Source organism: Streptomyces bambusae (assembly GCF_020532645.1).
GTDB lineage: Bacteria > Actinomycetota > Actinomycetes > Streptomycetales > Streptomycetaceae > Streptomyces > Streptomyces bambusae.
Genome location: NZ_JAJAUZ010000034.1, coordinates 65,144 through 84,891, shown reverse-complemented (window position 1 = coordinate 84,891; position 19,748 = coordinate 65,144). Strand labels below are relative to the sequence as shown.

18 protein-coding genes are annotated in these 19,748 nt (G+C 70.9%); 12 read left to right on the top strand and 6 right to left on the bottom strand.

The window, feature by feature from the left end:
* Positions 1 to 327: 327 nt before the first annotated feature.
* A complete protein-coding gene (locus LG634_RS23035) occupies positions 328 to 978 on the bottom strand; it encodes a fasciclin domain-containing protein (protein ID WP_226735830.1) in 651 nt (216 codons plus the stop codon).
* Positions 979 to 1,065: 87 nt separating this feature from the next.
* Positions 1,066 to 2,691 (bottom strand): molybdopterin-dependent oxidoreductase, encoded by a 1,626-nt coding sequence (locus LG634_RS23030; protein WP_226735834.1) that lies wholly within the window; start codon positions 2,689 to 2,691, stop codon positions 1,066 to 1,068.
* A 322-nt stretch (positions 2,692 to 3,013) separates the two neighbouring features.
* On the opposite strand from LG634_RS23030, the gene sigK reads away from it, so the two are divergent.
* Together sigK and LG634_RS23020 are read left to right on the top strand one after the other, a co-directional pair.
* Entirely contained in the window at positions 3,014 to 3,604 is a 591-nt protein-coding gene (sigK, locus tag LG634_RS23025) for an ECF RNA polymerase sigma factor SigK (RefSeq protein WP_226735829.1), read from the top strand.
* Positions 3,601 to 4,350, top strand: coding sequence for an anti-sigma factor (locus LG634_RS23020; RefSeq protein WP_226735828.1), 750 nt, complete (start codon positions 3,601 to 3,603; stop codon positions 4,348 to 4,350). The genes sigK and LG634_RS23020 overlap by 4 nt, the downstream gene beginning before the upstream one ends.
* A 225-nt stretch (positions 4,351 to 4,575) precedes the next feature.
* Here LG634_RS23020 and LG634_RS23015 read toward each other — a convergent pair whose 3' ends face one another.
* Positions 4,576 to 5,028, bottom strand: coding sequence for a GNAT family N-acetyltransferase (locus tag LG634_RS23015; RefSeq protein ID WP_226735827.1), 453 nt, complete (start codon positions 5,026 to 5,028; stop codon positions 4,576 to 4,578).
* A 195-nt stretch (positions 5,029 to 5,223) separates the two neighbouring features.
* On the opposite strand from LG634_RS23015, the gene LG634_RS23010 reads away from it, so the two are divergent.
* The 7 genes from LG634_RS23010 to LG634_RS22980 all read left to right on the top strand — a co-directional run bounded on the left by LG634_RS23010 (position 5,224) and on the right by LG634_RS22980 (position 12,596).
* Positions 5,224 to 5,763, top strand: coding sequence for a hypothetical protein (locus LG634_RS23010; protein ID WP_226735826.1), 540 nt, complete (start codon positions 5,224 to 5,226; stop codon positions 5,761 to 5,763).
* A gap of 119 nt (positions 5,764 to 5,882) precedes the next feature.
* Positions 5,883 to 6,524 (top strand): HAD family hydrolase, encoded by a 642-nt coding sequence (locus LG634_RS23005; protein WP_226735825.1) that lies wholly within the window; start codon positions 5,883 to 5,885, stop codon positions 6,522 to 6,524.
* A gap of 38 nt (positions 6,525 to 6,562) precedes the next feature.
* Entirely contained in the window at positions 6,563 to 7,720 is a 1,158-nt protein-coding gene (locus tag LG634_RS23000) for a helix-turn-helix domain-containing protein (RefSeq protein WP_226735824.1), read from the top strand.
* Positions 7,721 to 8,011: 291 nt separating this feature from the next.
* Positions 8,012 to 8,491: a UCP032817 domain-containing protein gene (locus LG634_RS22995; protein WP_226735823.1), complete on the top strand. Its 480-nt coding sequence runs from the start codon at positions 8,012 to 8,014 to the stop codon at positions 8,489 to 8,491.
* Positions 8,492 to 8,997: 506 nt separating this feature from the next.
* Positions 8,998 to 9,720, top strand: a complete 723-nt coding sequence (locus tag LG634_RS22990; protein WP_226735822.1) for a hypothetical protein — start codon at positions 8,998 to 9,000, stop codon at positions 9,718 to 9,720.
* The gene (locus tag LG634_RS22985) at positions 9,717 to 9,902 is read left to right on the top strand and encodes a hypothetical protein (protein WP_226735821.1); all 186 of its coding nucleotides are present in this window, start codon (positions 9,717 to 9,719) and stop codon (positions 9,900 to 9,902) included. The genes LG634_RS22990 and LG634_RS22985 overlap by 4 nt, the downstream gene beginning before the upstream one ends.
* A gap of 381 nt (positions 9,903 to 10,283) precedes the next feature.
* Entirely contained in the window at positions 10,284 to 12,596 is a 2,313-nt protein-coding gene (locus LG634_RS22980; RefSeq protein ID WP_226735820.1) for a D-alanyl-D-alanine carboxypeptidase, read from the top strand.
* A 21-nt stretch (positions 12,597 to 12,617) separates the two neighbouring features.
* On the opposite strand, the gene LG634_RS22975 is transcribed toward LG634_RS22980, so the two are convergent.
* Positions 12,618 to 12,845: a hypothetical protein gene (locus LG634_RS22975; protein WP_226735819.1), complete on the bottom strand. Its 228-nt coding sequence runs from the start codon at positions 12,843 to 12,845 to the stop codon at positions 12,618 to 12,620.
* 114 nt (positions 12,846 to 12,959) lie between these two features.
* Between LG634_RS22975 and LG634_RS22970 the strand changes: the two genes are divergently transcribed.
* Positions 12,960 to 14,411 carry a hypothetical protein gene (locus tag LG634_RS22970; RefSeq protein ID WP_226735818.1) on the top strand — a complete coding sequence of 484 codons (1,452 nt, stop codon included), beginning with the start codon at positions 12,960 to 12,962 and terminating at the stop codon, positions 14,409 to 14,411.
* 78 nt (positions 14,412 to 14,489) lie between these two features.
* On the opposite strand, the gene LG634_RS22965 is transcribed toward LG634_RS22970, so the two are convergent.
* Together LG634_RS22965 and LG634_RS22960 are read right to left on the bottom strand one after the other, a co-directional pair.
* Positions 14,490 to 17,384: a collagenase gene (locus LG634_RS22965; protein ID WP_226735817.1), complete on the bottom strand. Its 2,895-nt coding sequence runs from the start codon at positions 17,382 to 17,384 to the stop codon at positions 14,490 to 14,492.
* Between the two features lie 364 nt (positions 17,385 to 17,748).
* Positions 17,749 to 18,678, bottom strand: a complete 930-nt coding sequence (locus LG634_RS22960; protein WP_226735816.1) for a SigB/SigF/SigG family RNA polymerase sigma factor — start codon at positions 18,676 to 18,678, stop codon at positions 17,749 to 17,751.
* A gap of 175 nt (positions 18,679 to 18,853) precedes the next feature.
* On the opposite strand from LG634_RS22960, the gene LG634_RS22955 reads away from it, so the two are divergent.
* Entirely contained in the window at positions 18,854 to 19,168 is a 315-nt protein-coding gene (locus tag LG634_RS22955; RefSeq protein ID WP_372482479.1) for a helix-turn-helix transcriptional regulator, read from the top strand.
* Positions 19,169 to 19,285: 117 nt separating this feature from the next.
* Positions 19,286 to 19,651, top strand: a complete 366-nt coding sequence (locus LG634_RS22950; protein ID WP_226735814.1) for an HGxxPAAW family protein — start codon at positions 19,286 to 19,288, stop codon at positions 19,649 to 19,651.
* Positions 19,652 to 19,748 lie beyond the last annotated feature (97 nt).

The window sequence follows — 19,748 nt, the reverse complement described above, 5'->3', positions numbered from 1 at the left end:
TGTCCTTTAGGGCGGGGAGGATGTCAAGCAGCCCGCCTACAAGTACGCGGACGCCGTCCTCCGCACGCCCGCCGAGATCCGGCGGGCCGGCGAACTCGCCGACGGCGTCGCCGACCTCATCGAGGCACACCTGGGACCTGTCCGGGCCTCGGGTGAAGTCGTCGGCGGTCCGTCCACGGGCGACATGTGGTGGCGCAACGTCCTGCTGGTCACCGACGCCTGGGCCACCGTCCTCCACCTCGGCGTCTGCGACTGACGGCGGCCCCGCGCCCTTCAGGAGAAGGACGCGGGGCCACCGGTCACGGACGGAAGGTGCAGCTGTCCTGGCTACTTGGGCATGAGGACGGTGTCGATGATGTAGACGTTGGCGTTGGCGGTCTTCACGTTGCCGCAGACCACGTTCGCGGTGTCGTTGACCTTGTAGGACTCCCCGGAGCCGGTGGTGGTGACCATGCCCTTCTGGAGGGTCTCGAAGGAGCCGTTCTCCAGCTGCTTCGGGGTGAGCTTCTGGCCGACGACGTGGTAGGTCAGGATCTTCGTCAGGGCGGCCTTGTCGGCGAGGACCTTGTCGAGGTCGGCCTTCGGGATCTTGGCGAAGGCGTCGTTGGTGGGGGCGAAGACGGTGACGTCCTTGGCGTTGTTCAGGGTGTCGACGAGGCCGGCCTGCTTGACGGCCGCGACGAGGGTGGACAGGGCGGGGTTGTTGGAGGCTGCGGTGGCGACGGGGTCCTTGGCCATGCCGTCGAAGGAGCCGGCCCCTTCCTTGGGTACGCCCGCACAGGCCGTGCCGAAGGGCTGCTCGCCGGTCATCGAGTCGCCCCCAGGGGTGCTTTCGTCGGTCTTGGCCGCGTCCCCGGCGGCCGCGGTGGCGGCGGCCTTGGTGTCGCTTCCGGAGTCGGAGCACGCCACCAGGGAGAACGGCAGCAGGGCGGCTGCGGCGACGGCGATCGCGGTACGGCGGATCTTCAGGCTGTTCATGATCTGTTGCTCCTCGGAGGTTCTTCTGGGTTGCCGGGGTGATGGGTTGGGCTGCCGGAGCGGGGCCGTGGGGTCCCGTCCGGTGGTCTAGGGGACGGTGACGAACACGCTGTGCCGGCCGCTCGCTCCGTCGGGGATGGTGCGGGTGCGCTGTTCGGTCTGCACGGCTCCGGTGCCGTCGGTGGCGCGGACGGTGAGGGTGTGGCCGCCTGGGGTGGCGTTCCAGCGGTGGGACCACTGGCGCCAGGTGTCGCGGCTTGCCTGCGCGGCGAGGTCGGCGTCCTGCCAGGGGCCGTCGTCGACACGGACTTCGACGCGGGTGATGCCGCGGTGCTGCGCCCAGGCGACGCCGGCGATGGTGACGGTTCCGGCAGCGGGGCGGGCGAAGGGTTTGGGCGTGTCGATGCGGGCCTGCGTCTTGATGGGCGCCTTCCGGGCCCATTGCCGTTTGACCCAGTAGGGGTCATAGGCGTCGAACGTGGTGAGCTCGATGTCGGTGATCCATTTGCAGGCCGATACGTAGCCGTAGAGGCCGGGGACGAGCATGCGGACGGGGAAGCCGTGGTCGAACGGCAGCGGCTCGCCGTTCATGCCGACCGCGAGCATCGCGTCCCGGCCGTCCAACACGTCCTCGACCGGGGAGCCGAGCGTCATCCCGTCCACCGAGCGGGCCACCAGCTGGTCCGCCTTCCCCCCTCGCGACGGCGGCCGGACCCCCACCTCCCGGAGGAGGTCGGCGAGGCGGACGCCGAGCCAGCGGGCCGTGCCGGTGTACGGGCCACCGACCTCGTTCGAGACACAGGTCAGCGTGATGTCGCGTTCGATGAGGGGGCGGGCCAGGAGCTGGTCGAGGGTGTAGGTGCGCGGCCGGGCCACCCCCTTGCCGTGGATGTGCAGTCGCCAGGTGCCGGCGTCGACCTTGGGGACGGTCAGCGCGGTGTCCACCCGGTAGAAGTCGGAGTTGGGGGTGATGAAGGGGCTGATGCCGGCAACCCTCAGCCGGGCGCCGGCCGGGACCGCGGGTGCCGGAGACGCCGGAGCCGGCAGGACCAGGCTGTTGCGGGACGCGACCGCGCCCCGGCCCTGGCGGGCGGTGAGGAACCGGCCCAGCGCCCCGGCCGATGTCGCCGCCACAGCCGTCACACCGGCCGCGGCGAGGAAACCGCGCCTGCTACCGCGCCTGCTCCACACCCCGGAGCTCTGGCCGTCCGCACCAGCCTGGGCCGCTACGGGTACGGGTACGGGTACGGAATCGGGTACCGCCCTGGCCGCGAGGACGTACAGGGCGAGCGCCCCTGCCAGGGCCCCGGTGACCGAGGGCAGCGCATCGGCGATGCCGGCGGAATCGGGGCGGCCGAGAGCCGCTGCGGCGCCGACGACGCCGAACAGCAGCACGCCCGCGGCGCCGGCCCGCCGGTGCGACAGGGCGAGGACGCCCAGGCCGAGGGCGACGACGGCCAGAACCGCCAGGATTCCCAGCCGCAGGACCGCCTTGTCGTTCTCCCCGAACGTGCGGATCGCGAAGTCCTTCACCGCGGCAGGCGTCCGGTCGATCACCGCGCCCCCGACGACCGTCACCGGCCCGGCCGCGGGACGCACCAGTCCGGCCACCAGCTCGGCCACCGCCAAGGCCGCGAACGCGGCCAGGACACCGGCCGACGCGCCCCGTGCGGCGCGGGAGAGGACGTTTCGGAAGCTGCTCACACCTGCAATTCGTGAGCCTCCGCCCGGCGGATTGGTACGTCCTCGAAAGAGTGAACCGTGCGGTTGCGTCGGCTTCGGAGCGCAGGGGCGGACGGCTGGACGGATGCCCTGCGCGCCCGCATCGGCGCACTCCGAAGGCACGCCCCTTGCGCGTAACGAAAAGCCCCCCATCCGCAGCCCCGTCGGCTACGAACAACAGAGACACACACCCCGGGGCGGTCCGGCCCCGTACCAGCGACGACACGAGGACCGGCATGCGATGGACTCCCCGCCCCCCGAAGGCTGCCCCAAGCCGCCCCTCCGCCTCCTCTCCACGGCCGGAGCCCCGCAGGTGAACCAACCGATTCCCTCCGGCGCCGGCCACCCCTCCGACGCCCGGCACGACCTCACCGACGTCATGCACAAGGTCGCCCACGGCGACAAGCAGGCGTTCTCCGCCCTCTACGACGCCCTCGCCCCCATGGTTCTCGGCATCGTGGTCAAGGTCGTACGCGACCGGGCCCAGTCGGAGGAGGTCGCGCAGGAGGTCATGATCGACCTGTGGCGCCAGGCCGCCCGCTACCGGCCCGACGCCGGAAGCGTCACCACGTGGGCGGCGACCATCGCCCACCGGCGGGCCGTGGACCGGGTCCGGTCCGCCCAGGCAGCTACCGCCCGCGAACAGGCCCAGGCGGCCCGCGAGCACTCCACCGCCTTCGACGAGGTCGCCGAACAGGTCGAGACCCGCCTGGAGTCCGAGCAGGTCCGCCGCTGCCTGCGCGGTCTGACCGAACTCCAGCGCCAGGCGGTGACCCTCGCCTACTACCGGGGGCTCACCTACCGTGAAGTCGCCGAAGCCCTGCGCACGCCGCTTCCGACCATCAAGACACGCATGCGCGACGGGCTCATCCGGCTCCGCGACTGCATGGGGGTGACCACATGAAACACCACGCCGACGACGCCCACACCCTCGCCGCCGCCTACGCCCTCGGCGCACTCGACGACGACGAACGCCAGACCTTCCAGGCCCACCTCCAGTCCTGCGAGGCGTGCCGACAGGAAGCCGCCGAGTTCGAAGCCACCGCCGCCCGCCTGGCCGCAGCCGTCTCCCAGCCACCGCCGGCCGCGGCCAAGGCACAGGTCATGGCCGCCCTCGACGGCGTACGCCAACTACCGCCGCGCGTGCCCGCCCCTGCCGCGGCGCCTGCGTTCGGCGACTTCCTGCGCCGCCGGGCCCTTCCCCTGGCACTGGCCGCCGGCGTGGCCGCCGCCGCACTCGGCGGCATCGCCGTGTGGCAGGCCCACAACAGACAGGAGCTGCAGCAGCAGGCCCGTCAGGCGCAGCAACAACTCGACGCGGTCAGCACCGTCCTGGCGGCCCCCGACGCACGCACCGTCCACGGGAAGACCGCCAACGGGGCGCTGACCACAGTCGTCGCCTCCGACCGCCAGAACAAGGCCGTCTTCACCGCCGCGGGCCTCCCCGCCCCCGCCGCCGGCAAGACCTACCAGCTGTGGCTCGACCACGACGGCACCATGCGCCCCGCAGGCCTCATCGACCACGACGGCACGGTCCTCCTGACCGGCAACCCCGCCGACGCCGGCGCCGTGGGCCTCACCCTCGAACCCACCGGAGGCTCCCCCCACCCCACCTCCGCCCCCCTCCTCCTGATGGCCCTCCCCACCTGACCCGGGACGAACGACCCCTCCCGCCTTCCCCTTTCGGGAGGCGGGAGGCGGCAGGCGGGAGGGGGAAGGCGGCGGGGCCTGCCGTGCACGGTTTCGATTGTTCGTGACGGGCCGAACCTGCGATGGTCACCGGTACGGACGTGGTGCCGGGAGGCAGACGCAGGTTCGCCGCAGAGATCGGCGGGCCGGGTCCGCGACGGTTTCCAGGGTCCGCAGACCTCCCGCCTACGGAGTCGTACCGCGCAGGTCGGGGCGGTTCCTCGGGAGGCCGAAGCCGGCCATCTCCTTCTCCTCGTAGGACAGGAAGCCCAGGCTCCGGTAGAACGCGTGGTTGCGCTTGCCCTCCGGCGACGACTCGTGGTCCGTGGACAGGAGGAAGAACCGGCAGTGCGAGTAGCGCCGCATCAAGTGCTCGACGAGCGCCCGCCCGACCCCCTGCCGGTGGTTCGCCGGATTGACCACGACGTCCTGGACGTAGCAGATGTGCTCGTCGTCGGAGATGGTCCGCGCCAGCCCGAGGAGCGTTCCCGACCCGTCCCGCGCCGTGATGACGAGATGGGAGTTCACCAGACCGCGACACAGCCTCTCGACGTCACTGGTGTAGCCCTCCCAGTCCACCGACCCGTACAGGTCCAGCATCTCGGCAGGATCGAAAGCGGTCTCTTCGGCTATGAACATGGCACCCACCCGACACCACACACCTCACGAAGGTCAAGATCGACTGATGTCGTCGAAACGTCACAGCAGTTGACCCGAGTAGCCGCTCGCCTCCCCCGTGCGGCGGAGGCGGACGGGACCGTCGGAGGACGCGAGGCGCGGGCAGCGGAACCGAGCATGGCGGTACCGGAACTCCCGGGTGAAAGGAAGACCGTGATGGACTCCGACCGTCCCCGCCTCGACGTGCCGCGCCGCATCAAGTGGGCCGCGTACGCCGTCCCGTTGTGCGCACTCCCCTCGGGCCTGTGGCGCATCGCGCTCGTCGCCGGCTGGCCCGACTGGTACGCAGGGCACGACTGGCTGCCGGGGGAACGGCCGTACGTCCTCTCGCTCTCCCTGCTGGCCGAGTGCCTGGCGCTGCTCACCCTGGGGCTGGTCCAGCCCTGGGGTGAACGCCTGCCCGCCTGGGTCCCGTTCGCAGGCGGCCGGGTGCTGCCGGTCCGTGCGGTCGTCGTCCCGGCCTCCGCCGGAGCCCTGCTGGCCACCGCCCTGGCCGTGTACGCCACCCTGAACTACCTGTTCCACTTCGTTCCCCCGCTGAACGACACCGGCGCGGCCTTCCCCACCAGCGGCCCGGGTGCATGGGCCCTCTGTGCCTGCTACGCCCCGATCCTCGCCTGGGGCCCCCTGCTCGCCACGGCCACCCGCGCCTACCACTTGCGCCGAACCCGCAGCGGGACGATGGCCGTCGGGTGAGACGGGTCATCCCTCCCGCCCAGCGAAGACCCGCACGCCGAGGTCGAGCCTCTGAGGCGCGGTCGGCCGCTCCACAGGACGCCACGTCCTGCCGCTCCGGGCCCCGTAGGCTGGACCCCGTGATCCGTACCGTGGTCCTGGACGTAGGCGAGACCCTCACCCGCGATGACCGCTACTGGGCGGCCTGGGCCGACTGGCTCCGTGTGCCGCGGCACACCCTGTCCGCGCTCGTCGGCGCGGTTGTCGTCGATGGACGCGACAACGCCGACGCGCTCCGGTTGCTGCGCCCCGGCATCGACATCTCAGCGGAGTATGCGGCAAGGGAGGCCGCGGGCGGCGGTGAGCAACTCGACGAGACGGACCTGTACGACGACGTGCGGCCGGCCCTCGCGGCCTTGCGGGCGGCCGGAGCGCACGTGATCGTGGCAGGCAATCAAAGCGCGAAGGCGGGCCGCTTGCTCCGATCGCTCAACCTGCCGGCCGACCTGGTCGTCACGTCCGCGGAGTGGGGCGTCGCAAAGCCCGAACCGGGCTTCTTCGCACGGGTATTGGAGGTGTCCGGAGCGGCGCCCGACGAGACGCTGTATGTGGGTGATCACCCGCAGAACGACATCATGCCAGCCGCTACCGCCGGCCTGCGGAGCGCTCACCTGCGGCGCGGCCCGTGGGGCTTCTGGTGGGCCGACGACCCGGCAGTGCGCGAGGCTGCGGACTGGTCCATCGACTCTCTGCACGACCTCATTGACATCGTCAAGGGATAGGCCCAGCCCCGGCATTCGCCGAGCGGTACGGTGCGAGCATGGCCGACTACATTGGGCAGCGCATCGCCGCCCGGCGTCGGAGCCGACGCAAGACGCAGGCTGATCTGGCCCGTGAGTCCCACGTGTCCCTCGCCATGGTGAAGGGAATCGAGCGGGGCGCCCGAAGGCCCTCTCCGGCACTTCTGGAGGCGCTGGCATCCGCCCTCGGCGCGGACGCTTCCCGGCTCGACCCTGCGTACGCAGGTACCCACCGCCGGGTCCACGCCGCACTGCCCCGGATCTCCGAAGCCATTGCCGGGTACGAGATTGCGCTCGACCGGCCCTCACGCCCTGCTGCGGAGCTGAGGTCAGCCGTTGCCGAGGCGATGGGTTGGCGGCTCGACGCGCAGTACGGGCGGATCGTTGCCACGGCGCCTGCGCTGCTGACCGACTCTCTCGCGCACCTCCACGCTGAGTCCGGTCCGGGCCGCACTGAGGCGGTGCGTCTCGTGGTGGACACAGCGCGCGCGGCGGACGCGGCGGCGTACAAGTTCGGTGCACACGACCTGTCCGCCCGCTTGATCGACGTGATGCGATGGGCGGCTGCGCAGACCGGGGAACCGGATGTCGTCGCCACGACGGCGTACGTCCAGGCGGAGACCTTTCTTGCAGTCCACGCGTACCGGGCGGGCAGGGTAGCGCTGGAACGTGCTCTCGATGGGACACCCGGGCAGGCTGCGGCGGTACGGGGAGCGCTGCACATGCGGACCGCAGTAGTCGCCGCCCGGGGAGGGGACGCCGCGGCAGCCGCCACCCACTTGGGTGAGGCGGCACAGCTGGCGAACCGCGTCGTCGAGGGTGTCTATCGAGGGACTGCATTCGGGCCGTCGAGCGTGCGGATCCACGAGGTGGCCGTGGCTGTGAGCCTGGGCCGTGACCACACCGGCAGGGCCCTCGACGTCGCACGGGAGTGGAAGCCCGGAGACGACATCCCCGTGGAGCGCCGGTCGGGGTTCTACATCGAGGTGGGCCGGGCGCAGCTGTGGGCTGGTTTCCCGGACGCTGCCTTCGAGTCACTGAGGGTTGCCCGGCGGCTCGCGCCGCAGCACGTTCGTGAACACCCTTGGGCCCGCGAGGACATCGAGACGATGCGGAGGATCAAGCGGGCCGACGCAGAGGCGTTGACGAGTTTCGCAGCGTGGATCGGCGCCGTCTGACGAGCTGAGAGGGGATACACGCTGTATCCCTTGTCGCCCTTGTAGCCATCCATCATCTGTCTGCCCGCACGAAGGAGCAGATGGGAGGACGCTGTGGCGCCGGATCAGGTCGCAACCGCCGTCGAGGACGGCCGCTGCGACCGACCGATCGTCGGGCTCTGAACCGGTGCCGCGGGCCGCCGATCGAGTGCCCCCACCCTGCCGGCGGGTTGCGTCGTCGCCCGCAACTCGGTGCCAGGAAAGAGGGGGACCGAGTACAGCACTCCACCACACCCAAGGAGGCATCACTACATGACTACTGCCGCCACCCCCGCCACCAAGGATGCGCGCAAGCTCCTCAGCACCGACGCGTTTGAAAGCGTCACGGTCACTGTCGCCCGGGCCAACCCCGACATGCTCTGGGGGACGGCCGTGCGCATCGCCGAGGAAGCTCTGAAGTTCGTGGCGGCCGCGGCCACACAGAGCAACGGCGGTCTGCGGCCGTCTCGCCTGGTGGATGAGGGCTGGCACGCACTGATCCTCCACACGAGTGTGTACGCGCAGCTGTGTGCGCGCCTCGGCCGCTTCGTTCACCACTTGCCGGAGACTCCGGCCACCAAGCGGCACGACCCCATGAAGGTCGACTGCACGCTTGCCGCGATCAGGGCAGCCGGGTATGAGCCGAACGCGTACTTGTGGACCCTCGAAGCACAGAAGGACATCGTTGTGTCCGCCGACTGCATGCACACCGAGTGCACCGAGGGCGGATCCAACTGTGCCGCTCCGGCGTGATGTTCACGCGGAAATGATCACTTCCACTCCGCTACAGTCGCACCTTCCGGGAGGAGTCGCCTTGAGCAGCAGCCCAGAGCAGGGACCGGGCCAGTGGACTGATCCGCGTTACTGCGATCTCGTCGCCGGGTGGGAAGCGTACCGAGTGGAGCCGCAGCGCGGCCGCCGACCCCGCCGCATCTGCCCGCACGGGCAGGGGGTGACTGTCGTTGTCGACCCGCTGACGCACGCGCACCGGAACGTCCAATGCGGGGAGTGCGGCTGACACTGCACGAGCGACTGCCCCGGCCGGCACTGGCTTCACCGGTCGGGGCTCACCTGTGTCACACCGAACCGGCTCTGGAAGTCGCATGAGTGGCTGGGGCGAGCATCGGCTGCGCCGTGCCGAGCGGGGGCGGGGTCCCGGGGGTGACTTGAATCACATCGCTGTCGGGAAAGTATTTCGACGGTCGGGGGCCTTCTCGTCGCCAAGGGGTGAGAGGACTTCTCCGACCGAAGGGATTCCCGTGACCGAGCAGGCGTCCGCGCCCCACATCACCGTGACCGTCGACCAGTGCTCCTGCGAGCCGCCGTGTGCGAGCCACACGCTGACCGTCGAAGAGGTTCCGGCGGTCATCAACGCGCTCGGGCCGGAGTCGCTGCTCCTGCTGCTCGGCTTCTTCACCCGGCTCAGCTACACCCCGGGGGCGCCGGCGTACTTCAACGGGGGAGACCCGTACGCCCGTTTCGTGCAGATGGGGATGAGCGAGCAGTGGAGCGAGTCGTTCACCACGGCCGCCGCGGGCAGCTGGTACGACGGGGGACCGGCCCGGCTCACGACGGAGGCGCTGCCGCCCCTCCTGCACGAGACCACCGTCATCCACCGGCAGCTCACCCCGCTGTGGCGGCGGCAGACCCGAGGCCGACGGGTCGCCCTGCTGGAGACCCCGCACAACGGAGTCACCCTCCGCGACGTCCTCGCCGGTTCGGAATGCGCCGACGACCCACTGCTCGCCCGCATCCCGGCCGACAAACGCCTCGTGGCGATCCTGGACGAACTGGACCCGCAACAGCGCGAGGTCGTCCTCGCGTTGGGCCTGCCCGGCATCCAGACCTGGGCGGACGCTGCGGAGTATGCGGGCGCCGCGGACCCGAAGCGGTACGGGGACAAGGTCCGCGTCCGCGTCCGCTACCTGGTCCGGGAACGGCAGCGCCGCGAGGCCCTGCGCGGCGCCGGGGCGCGGCCGTGACGGAACTGGCGACGGCCGCGCTCCCCGAACTCCTCGGTTCCCTCGGCGCGGCGCTGCTCGTCGGCACCACGTCATGGGCCAAGCGCCGACTGACCGAACGCCGCTGCCGCCCCCGACCCGACCCTCCCGCCCCCGAAGCCGGGCCTCCCACCGGACCACGCAGTCCCGGCAACTCCGGCTGACGCCCTCCCGGGTACGGCCGTTCCCGCCGCACTGCGCGACGCGAGGTCCCCCTCCGCCATCAGCCACAGAAGGTGCGCCCCGTACGACGGGAACGTCCGCTCCGGCGTACGGGCGCCTCCCTCGGCCACCCACCGGCATCGGCCACGCCGACAGAATCACGGTGTGCGCCCGGCACGGCCCGCCGGATGCACGGCGGCCCCGACCGGACATGGCGGGCACCGGCTTGCGGTGGTGCGGGAAAGCGTGCGCGGAGACCGGAAGATGACCGGACTGTCACAACATCGGAGCGGTGGAACAGTTCCGGCCTGATGTGCATCTTGCAGGGCGGCAGGGTCTTGAGGGCCCTGGGACAACGGATCTGTGAGCAAGGCTGGGCTGGGATGACGACGGTAGCGGTGACGGGCGGTTCTCCGGAGACTCCCGGGACGGAGCGCGAGGCGGAGAAGGCCGACGCGAACGGGCGGGGCGGGCAGCGCGCCGAGGCGGTCGCGCCCGAGGAGCCCGCTCAGGCTGTCGAATCCGCGGAGCCGGTCGTACGGGCCGAGCCGGCCGAGTCGGACGTGTCCGCCGAGGCGAGCGAGGCGGAGCCCGGTGCCGGGCCTGCCGAGGACGACGAGGACGCCGCGGCGGGCGAGCCCGAGCCCCGGACCGACGAAGGGGCTGGGGAACGGGAAGAGGCCGAGGCCGAGGCCGCTGCCGACGCGGAGCCGGGTGCGGTGGAAGCTGCGGACGCCGACCCCTCCGGCGCGGATGCCGGGGGAGACACGCCGGCTGAAGGCCCGGCGGCGGGGCCGTCGCGCGTGGCCGACCCCCGTGTGCCGGCTGCTGCGGCGGACCCCGTCGAGAAGCCGGCGGCTGCTGGGGTCGAGAGTGCCGGGGAGAAGTCCGGGGCCGCCGAGTCCGCGGAGCCGCCCACCGTGGAGTCTTCGGGTGAAGCGGCCCCGGCCGTGGCCGCGGAGTCCGCACGCGACGAACGTCCGCTCGCGGATCCCGTGGCCGCCGGCCCCGCGGCCGACAAGCGGGCGGCCGACGAGCCGGCGGCCGCCACCCCGCGCCCGCCCGTGCCGTCTTGGGCGCGTGCCGAGGACGCAGCCGAGGACGAGGCCAAGGACGAAACCAAGAGCGACGGCGAGAGCTCAGCGCAGGGCGGCACTCCCGCAGATGCTCCCGGCACCGCTGCGGCCGAAAGCGACGCCCAGCGGACCAGCAAGTTCGTGGCGCTGAGGGACCTCGATACGCCGACGGCGAAGTTCGCCGCCCCGGCCCCGGCCCCGGCCCCGGCCCCGGCCCCAGCCCCCGCCCCCGCACCGGCGCCCCCCGCCCCCACCACCCCGGCTGCCGCCACCACCCCCCAGCCCTCCGCCCCCCTCGACCTCCTCGCTCAGCTCACCAACACCCCGCCCCCGCCCGAGACGCTCCGGCGTACCGCCGTGCGGCGGGTCAAGGTGTGGACGCCCGTCGTGCTGCTGCTCGCGGGGGCGGCCGTCGGGGCGCAGATGCTGCGGCCGCTGCCCGAGGCCCGGCTCGTGGCGACCGAGCAAGTGCACACCCTGGAAGGGACGTTCGACATTCCGTGGCCCGCCAAGGGTCAGGGGGCCGTGCGGATCCCGGGGTCCGGGATGATCGGGACGTTCGGGGAACAGAAGCCGGTGCCCACGGCCAGTGTGGCGAAGGTGATGACGGCGTACGTGGTGCTCAAGGACCACCCGTTGCGGAAGGGGGAGGAGGGGCCCACGATCGAGGTCGACGCGAAGACCGTGGCGCAGGGCAACTCCGAGGACGAGTCGCGGATCGAGGGGCTCAGCGAGGGGGATGAGTTCAGCCAGCTGGACATGCTCAAGATGCTGATGATTCCGTCCGGCAACAACGTCGCCCGGCTGCTGGCCCGTTGGGACACGGGCAGTGACTCCGAAGAGGTCTTCGTGCAGCGGATGAACGCCGCCGCACGCGAACTCGGCATGAAGGACACGACGTACACGGATCCGAGCGGGCTGGACAAGGGGACCGTCAGCACCGCAGTGGACCAGCTCAAGCTGGCCGAGGCGGTGATGAAGAACGAGGCGTTCCGCAAGGTGGTCATGCTCCCGGACGCCGAGATCGAGAACCTCGCCACCCGACTGACGAACAACAACAGCCTGCTCAGTGCACACGAGTTGAGTGTCCGTGGCATCAAGACCGGTTCGAGCACCCCGGCCGGCGGCACGTTCGTGTGGGCCCAGTACAAGTCGGTCGGTCACCAGACCCCGCTGATCCTCGGCTCGCTCATGCAGCAGCGCGCGGACGGGCCGGACGAGAACGCGACCCGCAGCCTGGCGCTGGTGCTGGCCAACAGCAAGAAGATCATCGAAGCGGTTCGCGGGGCCCTGACCTCGGCGCCGGTGGTCCGCAAGGGGCAGCCGGTCGGCTACGTGGACGACGGACTCGGCGGCCGTACGCCGCTGGTGGCGACGAAGGACCTGAACGTCATCGGCACCCCCGGCCAGCGCCTGCGCCTCGCCCTCGGCGCGTCGGTCAAGAGCGGGAAGAGCGGGAAGAGCGGGAAGGGCGGCCCGGTCCCGCATTCCGCCGCCGCCGGCACCGAAGTCGGCGTGCTCACCGTCGGCGAGGGCGCCGATGCCCGGACCGTCCCGGTGGCGGTGGGCACGGACCTGGCCGAGCCGTCGTTCACGACCCGCCTGACCCGCCTCGGGTGAGGCGGTTCAACCGGTCACCGGTCACTTGATCGGCAGCTCGTCGAGATCGCCGCCGAAGCAGGTCCACTGGCCTTTGTCCGAGTCGTATTCGACGGTGCCGCCTTTGGAAACGCAGTCCTTGGCGGTGGTCGTGGTGGCGCTCGGGCTCGGCGGCGGCTTCGCCGACTGTGCTGCCTGGGCCGCAGGGGCGGAGAAGGCCAGGACGGCCGCGATGAGGGCCGCGGCCGTGCCCGGAAGTCGGGTGCGCATACGGGACTCCTGGAGTTTCGGTCCTGTGAAAGCTCCCCTTCCGATTACCGCGCGGCGACTGTGGTTCCGCCACTCCAGGGGGCGCGCCGCGGTGCCCGGCAGCACACTGGAGGCATGGAGAACCACCCCGCGGTCGCCGTGGGGGCGCCGGACGAACTCGGTTTGCGAAAGGTCTCCGCCGGGGGAAAGACCCTGGGCGCGGTACGGTCCGCCGCCGAGCTGCAGAGACTGCTCCGGCACCACGGTCTTGCCTTCGAAACCGATGTGCAGTGGTGTGGCGGAGACAGCACCGTCTGGCCGGATCGGCCATGGCCCCGGCGGATCGCCGGTGTCCTCATGGCTGCCGGCCTCCTCGCGACCGCCGTCCTGCTCGTCAAAGTCGGCATGGCGGATGCCACCGGAGCCCTCAGCTACGCCGGGCGCCTCGCCGGGGCGACCTTCATCGCCGCCGGCATCGTGGAGTTCATCGGCGTCTTCGCCGCAGCCGACTACTGGACCAGGCGACAGTCGCGGTTCTCGGGAGGCATCCTCCTGATCACAGCCGCGATCTCGCTGGTCGTCAACGTCGTGCTGCTGTTCGTGCAGATCGCGGGCCGCACGTACACGCCGTACCTGTGGGTCTGGATCACGCTGATCGTCTGGTCGGTGTGGGCGCTGCACGTCCTCGTCCGGGCGCGGGCCTGGAAGGGGCTGCGCAATCCGAAGCGGGTCGCGATGGGAGCCTTGCTCTCCGGGGTCCTGGCGGGCACGAACCTGCTGTACACGCAGGTGTACGTGCCGCACGTGGCCGCGCCCCTGGTGGAGAGCACCGCCGTGTTCCAGCCGACCAGCCTCGGCAAGGACGGGACCAGGCTGTACGTTCCGGTGCACTTCACGGTGCGGAACGACGGGGGCGTCCCCGTCTACGTGCTCGGGAGCATCTACTGGATCAAGGGTGTCCCGAGGAACGCCGACCGGGCGAAGCAGCCGTACATCGACCAGTGCACTGCGTCCGGCAAGGCGAAGCCGAAGTCGCTGCCGAAGTTCACTCTGCTCGTGTCGCACGAGTTCATCGCGCCGCCGGGGCGGGCGCTCACCCCCGGTGAGGAGTTCTCCGGGGACACGGTCGTGACCATCGACCGCAAGCACTGGTCCTGCTACGAGACCGTGACGGTCCAGACCGAGATGTACATGGTCCGGCAGGACCGGACGAAGATCGACCCCGGCTACGAGTTGTCCAGGATGTACCGCGACCGTCTCTCCCCTGCGCAGCAGGTGGATCCCGAAGGTCCGCCGGGGGACTACTTCCGCTATCAGGGCGAGGTGTCCAACAGCAACGAGATCCTGAACGCGACGCGCGGACGGCAGCGGGTGACCATGTGGTGGATGTACTCGGGTGCCAATCCCTACGTGTACGTGCACGTGGGGCCTCCCGGGGAGAAGGCGAAGGCCTTCGACCCGGACCACCCCAATGCGAACCAGGAGAAGGCCGAGCGCTACGGCCTCGCCCGCGTCCGCGGCTCGATGGCCGAGAAGCCCCTCGCCGAACTCCTCAACAAAGCGGATGACGGCGGCCGGAACGAGTGATCGTCGGGCCGCCGTCGCACGCCGCCGGGACCGCCGCCGGTCCGCGCCCCACAGCGCGGGCCGACGGCGGTCGCCGGATCAGAACTCGGTGGTCAGCTTGACCTTGCCGAAGCCCTTCTTCGCGTACAGGCTCAGGTAGACGTAGCCCGGCTTCGGGTTCTTGATGGTGAGGGTCTCGGAGTTGCCGGTCTTCACCGACCGCTTGGTGTACGCGGTCTTGGACGCCCACTTGGTGGGGTTGTAGTAGAGGTCCGCGTTGCCGGTGCCGCCCGAGACGGTGATCTTCAGGGAGGTGGTGCCGGCCGGCACGTTCACGTAGAAGTAACGGTGGTCACCGGTGGGCGCCTTGAGCCCGGAGCGGTAGCAGTTCGGGCCCATGACCTGGACGTTGGGGTCCGTGCACTTGGCGAGCAGGGCGCCGAACTTGGTTGTGATCTTGACCCCGGCGAAGCCGTCCACCGCGTGCAGGCTGATGAAGACGCGGCCCGACGGGTTCTTGACCGTGAGGGACTCGGAGTTGCCGGCCTTCACCGAACGCTGGGTGTACGCGCTCGTGGTCGCCCAGTTGCTCGGGTTGTAGTACAGGTCGGCGTTGCCCGTACCGCCCGCGACGGTGATGTTGAGCGCCGGGGTGCCGGCCGGGACGTCGAGGTAGAAGTAGGCGTAGTTCCCGGTGGTGGCCGAGACGTTGGAGCGGTAGCAGTTGTCACCGAGGACGCGGGCGTCGGCGTGGGTGCACTCGACCGGCTTGGTGGGAGCCGCCACGGTGATCTGCTTGCTGGTGCTGCCCGTGGCGCCCTTGTTGTCCGTGACGGTCAGGCGGACGGTGTAGGTTCCGGCGGCCGCGTACGTCTTCGACGGGTTGGCGGCGGTCGAGGTGGTGCCGTCGCCGAAGTCCCAGGCGCGGGAGGCGATGGTGCCGTCCGCATCGGTGGAGGTGTCGGTGAGGCGGACCGTCAGGCCGCTGACCGCGGAGGTGAAGCCGGCGACCGGGGCCTTGTTGCCCGGGGTGGTGCCGCCGCCGCAGTCACCGGCGCCGCACTTGGCGAGCCAGGCGGCGAAGTCGGCGTCGTACCGGGTGCCGATGGTCGAGGTCAGCAGGGTGCGCGCAGCCGCCCAGTTGCCCGTGCGGTAGTGGCCGAGCAGGGTGGTGACGTCCTGCGGGTGCGACTGGATCATGTAGCGCACGGCCAGGTAGCCCCAGCGGTACACCCGGTTCGAGTCGGAGTTGTCGTACGTGGTGTCGAACAGCGTGCTGAGCTTGTACGTGTTCTTGGCCGCCTCGGCGATCGCCCGGTCGTTGACGACGTTGAGGTAGTGGTACGAGACGTACTCGGCGGAGCCCTCGACCCACATGACGGTCGGGGTCTTCATGTTCTCGTTGAAGTCGCCGAACATGTTGTAGCGGCCGTCGAGGTAGTGCGTGTACTCGTGGTTCAGGTTCCAGATCTGGAAGGTAGGCCGGACCCACTCGGCCTCGTACGCGATGAACCGCGGCAGGTTGCCGGCGGCTGCCGGGTTGCCCTCCAGGTACATGCCGCCGTTGTCGGTGCTGATGTCGAAGATGATGCCGGCGTACGTCTGGTAGTCGGCGCTGGAGTCGAACACCACCATTTCCAGCATGGTGTTGTTGTCGTTGGCGACCGGGCCGCTGTCCTTCATCACGCCGTGGAAGTAGGCGTCCTGGTTGGCGACGCTGGTGCAGGTGGCGGCCAGGTCGGCGGCGGCCAGCTGCTGGGCGACGATCCGCAGCGACGGGCTGCAGGTGTGCTTGACGGTCAGCACCGCGTCCTTCACCCGCTGGGGAAGGTTGCAGGTGTTGTAGTACGCGCAGTTGGCCGCGTCGTACTCGGTGGTCATCTCGGCCAGCGGCACCCACAGCATGCCGCTGGGGCCGGTGATCGAACCGCCGTCGAGGAGCTGCTTGACCAGCGGGCGGACCGTCGGGAGGAGCGCCGAGTGCTGGAGGAAGCGGCCCAGCTCACGGCCGGCGTTGGCGGTCAGGTACGACTTCGAGGTGCCGAGCAGGTCCTTGTGCGCGACGGCGAAGTCGCGCAGGACGGTGAGCACGCTCGGGTCGGCCTGCACGGCCGGCAGGAAGGCCGGGGTCTGGTGGCCGCGGAACAGGACGGTGTACGCGTTGTTGACGGCCGCGACCATCGACCACGAGGCGTCGTACGACGCGTTGTAGCCGGTCAGCATGCGCTTGACGACGTCCAGGTAGCGGGCGTTCTCCTGCGCGCTGTCGATCAGGGTCACCGACTCGGCCAGGGTCGCACCGTTGGCCTCGGTGACGTCGCGCGAGCGCGGCGCGGCGAAGAAGGTGTCCAGGGCGCCGCGGATCGAGTTCGTCAGCGCCGTGCCGTACTCGCCCACGTCGGGCTTGTTGTACCACTGCACGAAGTAGCCGGCGCGCAGGAACAGCACCAGCTGGCCGGTCGAAGTGGTGTTGTCGCCGGGGTAGTTGGCGGAGTTCGAGCGCAGTGCGTCGGCGACCGTCACCATCTGCGCCTCGCGGAAGGCGGCCCGCGCGTCGGCGCCCTTGAGCTGGAACAGCGTGTTGACGCAGCCCAGTTCGGACGACTTGATCTGCTGGACCAGGGCGCTGCCGGTCTTGGAGGTGAAGTCGGAGACGTTGCAGGCGGCCGCGTCGAAGGCGGCGGGGCCCTTCTTCGACTTGCCGGCGTCGATCCGCGCCAGGTCCTTGGTGGCGGAGCGGAGCGGGGCTCGCTGCGCCAAGTCCGGATTGGGCTTGGTGTGTTCGGCCTCGAGTGCGGCGTCGGCGGCCATGTCCGCCGAGGGCTGGGGAGCGGCGCCGGCCTTGCGGAACGCGGCCGGGGCGGCGGGGGCCGCCTCCTGGCCGTCGCGCGCGAACGCCTGGCCCGCGGGGGCCAGCAGGCCGGCGCCCAGACAGCATGCCAGGGCGGCTATGAGCGGCCGCATGCGGCCTTTGGGCGTGGGGGAACTGCGCATGGGGATGGGCCTCCGAGTTGGCCTGTGGGCCGTGCTGGGAACACGGCGGGTGTGAGGGGTGGATCACGCATCACAAGGGGCGCCGGAAGCGGCGCACACCGGCGTTGTTGTGGGCACGGCAAACCTTGTGCGCTGTAACATTGCACACATCACATGGCGCTGAAAAGGGGTTGGGCTGGCTCTTTTTGTTCGCTCCGGCCCGTCCCGGCCCGCCCGCGTTCACCCGCCCGCTCCCGCGAGTTCGGCGGAATATGTCCCTCCGCTCGGTCTGGTCGAGGCGTTCCTGCAGGTGCCCCCTCATACGGCCGCCGGGCCCGGGCCGCGCGAGGTGCGCGGCCCGGGCCCGGCGGGGCGGGGGCTGGTGTCAGTCTTCGTGCAGCAGGTGGGAGCGCAGGTCGGCCAGCGTGCGGGAGAGCAGGCGGGACACGTGCATCTGGGAGAGGCCGATCTCCGCGCCGATCTGCGCCTGGGTCATGTCGTGGCCGAAGCGCAGGCGCAGGATCTCGGTCGTGCGCTTGTCCAGGCCGGCCAGCACCGGTGCGAGCGTCTGGCAGTCCTCCACGGTCTCCAGTGCCGGGTCGATGTCGCCCAGGGTCTCGGCGAGGCTGTGGGCGGTGTCCGAGGCTGCCGGTCCCGCACTCCCGGCCGGGCCGCCGGGGCTGTCGAGGGACTGGGTCGAGTAGCCGTTGGCCGCCACCAGGGCGTCGCGGACCTCGTCCTCGGCGAGGCCCAGGTGCGCGGCCAGCTCGGCCGGGCTCGGCTCGCAGCCCAGTTCCGAAGTCAACTCCTCTGTCGCCTTGGCCAGTTCCACCCGCAGCTCCTGGAGGCGCCGGGGTACGTGGACGGCCCAGCCGGTGTCCCGGAAGTGGCGCTTGATCTCGCCGGTGATGTACGGAATGGCGAGGGTGGTGAACCGGGTGTTGCGGTCCGGGTCGTACCGGTCGATGGCCTTGATCAGGCCGATCGTGCCGACCTGGACGATGTCCTCGTTCTCCGGACCGCCCGGACGGTCCCGGAAGCGGCGGGACGCGAAGTTCACGAGGGAGATGTTCATCTCGATCAGGGTGTGGCGTACGTACCGGTACTCGGCGGTGCCCTCTTCCAGGCTGCGCAGCCGTTCGAAGAAGAGGGCCGTCAGCTGCCGGGCGTCCTCGGGGGCGAGTTCCCGGGGGCAGTCCACCTCCGGCAGGCCCTCCAGTGCGGGCACACCGGCGGCGCGGGCCGCGGCGGGGCGTGCGGACCGGTCGTCCGTCCCGGCCTGGTGGTTCGTCTCGGTCGGGGCCGTGAAAGCCATCGTCTTCGCTCCTTGGGCACGGGTGCTTGCGGCGCGTTGCGCGAAAGGTCGTGGATGCGGAAGGGGGGTTCCGCATGTCTCCCCCACCGTGCCCGGAGGTCTGACACCCGTCAAGCGATACAGGAAAAATGTTTCCGGATTTGTCATGCGGGAGTGCGGGCTGAACAATGGCCGTGTGGAGAGCGCGAGCACCCGGCCCCAGCGGACCGGCTGGACCTTCCTGACCAACCACGCCAGGGTCCTGGTCACGATCGCCCGTGACCCCGGTATCCGCCTGCGCGACATCGCGGCGGTCTGCGGCCTCACCGAACGCACGGTGCAGGCGATCGTCACCGACCTCCAGGAGGACGGCTACCTCACCCGGATCCGCGACGGCCGCCGCAACCGCTACGAGATCGCCCCCGGTGCGCGCTTCCGCCACCCCGCGGAAGCAGGCCGGGAGATCGCCGGACTGCTCGCCTACCTCGCCGGTCCGTCGCCGGACGCGTAGGGCGCTGCGTTCGCACGGCCGCAGCGCCGAACTGCGGTGCCCTGCAGGCCCGTTGCCCTTCCTCTCGTCCCGTTGGCAGACTCGCTCCGACCGGTACGTCTCGGGAGGGGTTCAGTCATGAGTGGACATCAGTACGACGAAGGCCACACCGTCGCAGGCTGGTCCGGAACCGCCGTCACCGCGGTCGGGTCGGCGCTCGCCGGGGTGGGGGTGTGCGGCTGGACACCAGGACTGTGGCTGGGCGGAGCGGTGCTCCTGGGGGCCGCCGTCCTCACGTGGGTGCTGCACCTCGCCGGCTGGGGCAAGACGCCCGGGCCGCGGCCCGCCGCCGCCTGGGGGTTCTGGACCCGCGACCACTCCGCGCGGGGCGGACACGCGGACTGCCTCGGCTGCCGGCTGGCCGGCCGCGGCCGGACCCCGGCAGCGGTGAAGGTCCGCGCCGCCGAACCCGTCACGGCCAACGCCGGCGACCCGGCCTCCTGAGGTCCGGCAGGGACCGCGGCGCGGATTGGAGTCGGGACCGGAGTCGGGACACTCCGTTCGGATGTGACGCAGATCACGTCCAAGGAGTGGAACGCTC

Bases quoted from the DNA above. Each gene is read 5' to 3' on its own strand.
- LG634_RS23035 (WP_226735830.1), bottom strand. From the start codon at position 978: ATGAACAGCCTGAAGATCCGCCGTACCGCGATCGCCGTCGCCGCAGCC.
- LG634_RS23020 (WP_226735828.1), top strand. From the start codon at position 3,601: ATGAAACACCACGCCGACGACGCCCACACCCTCGCCGCCGCCTACGCC.
- LG634_RS23015 (WP_226735827.1), bottom strand. From the start codon at position 5,028: ATGTTCATAGCCGAAGAGACCGCTTTCGATCCTGCCGAGATGCTGGAC.
- LG634_RS23010 (WP_226735826.1), top strand. From the start codon at position 5,224: ATGGACTCCGACCGTCCCCGCCTCGACGTGCCGCGCCGCATCAAGTGG.
- LG634_RS23000 (WP_226735824.1), top strand. From the start codon at position 6,563: ATGGCCGACTACATTGGGCAGCGCATCGCCGCCCGGCGTCGGAGCCGA.
- LG634_RS22995 (WP_226735823.1), top strand. From the start codon at position 8,012: ATGACTACTGCCGCCACCCCCGCCACCAAGGATGCGCGCAAGCTCCTC.
- LG634_RS22980 (WP_226735820.1), top strand. From the start codon at position 10,284: ATGACGACGGTAGCGGTGACGGGCGGTTCTCCGGAGACTCCCGGGACG.
- LG634_RS22975 (WP_226735819.1), bottom strand. From the start codon at position 12,845: ATGCGCACCCGACTTCCGGGCACGGCCGCGGCCCTCATCGCGGCCGTC.
- LG634_RS22970 (WP_226735818.1), top strand. From the start codon at position 12,960: ATGGAGAACCACCCCGCGGTCGCCGTGGGGGCGCCGGACGAACTCGGT.
- LG634_RS22965 (WP_226735817.1), bottom strand. From the start codon at position 17,384: ATGCGCAGTTCCCCCACGCCCAAAGGCCGCATGCGGCCGCTCATAGCC.
- LG634_RS22960 (WP_226735816.1), bottom strand. From the start codon at position 18,678: ATGGCTTTCACGGCCCCGACCGAGACGAACCACCAGGCCGGGACGGAC.
- LG634_RS22950 (WP_226735814.1), top strand. From the start codon at position 19,286: ATGAGTGGACATCAGTACGACGAAGGCCACACCGTCGCAGGCTGGTCC.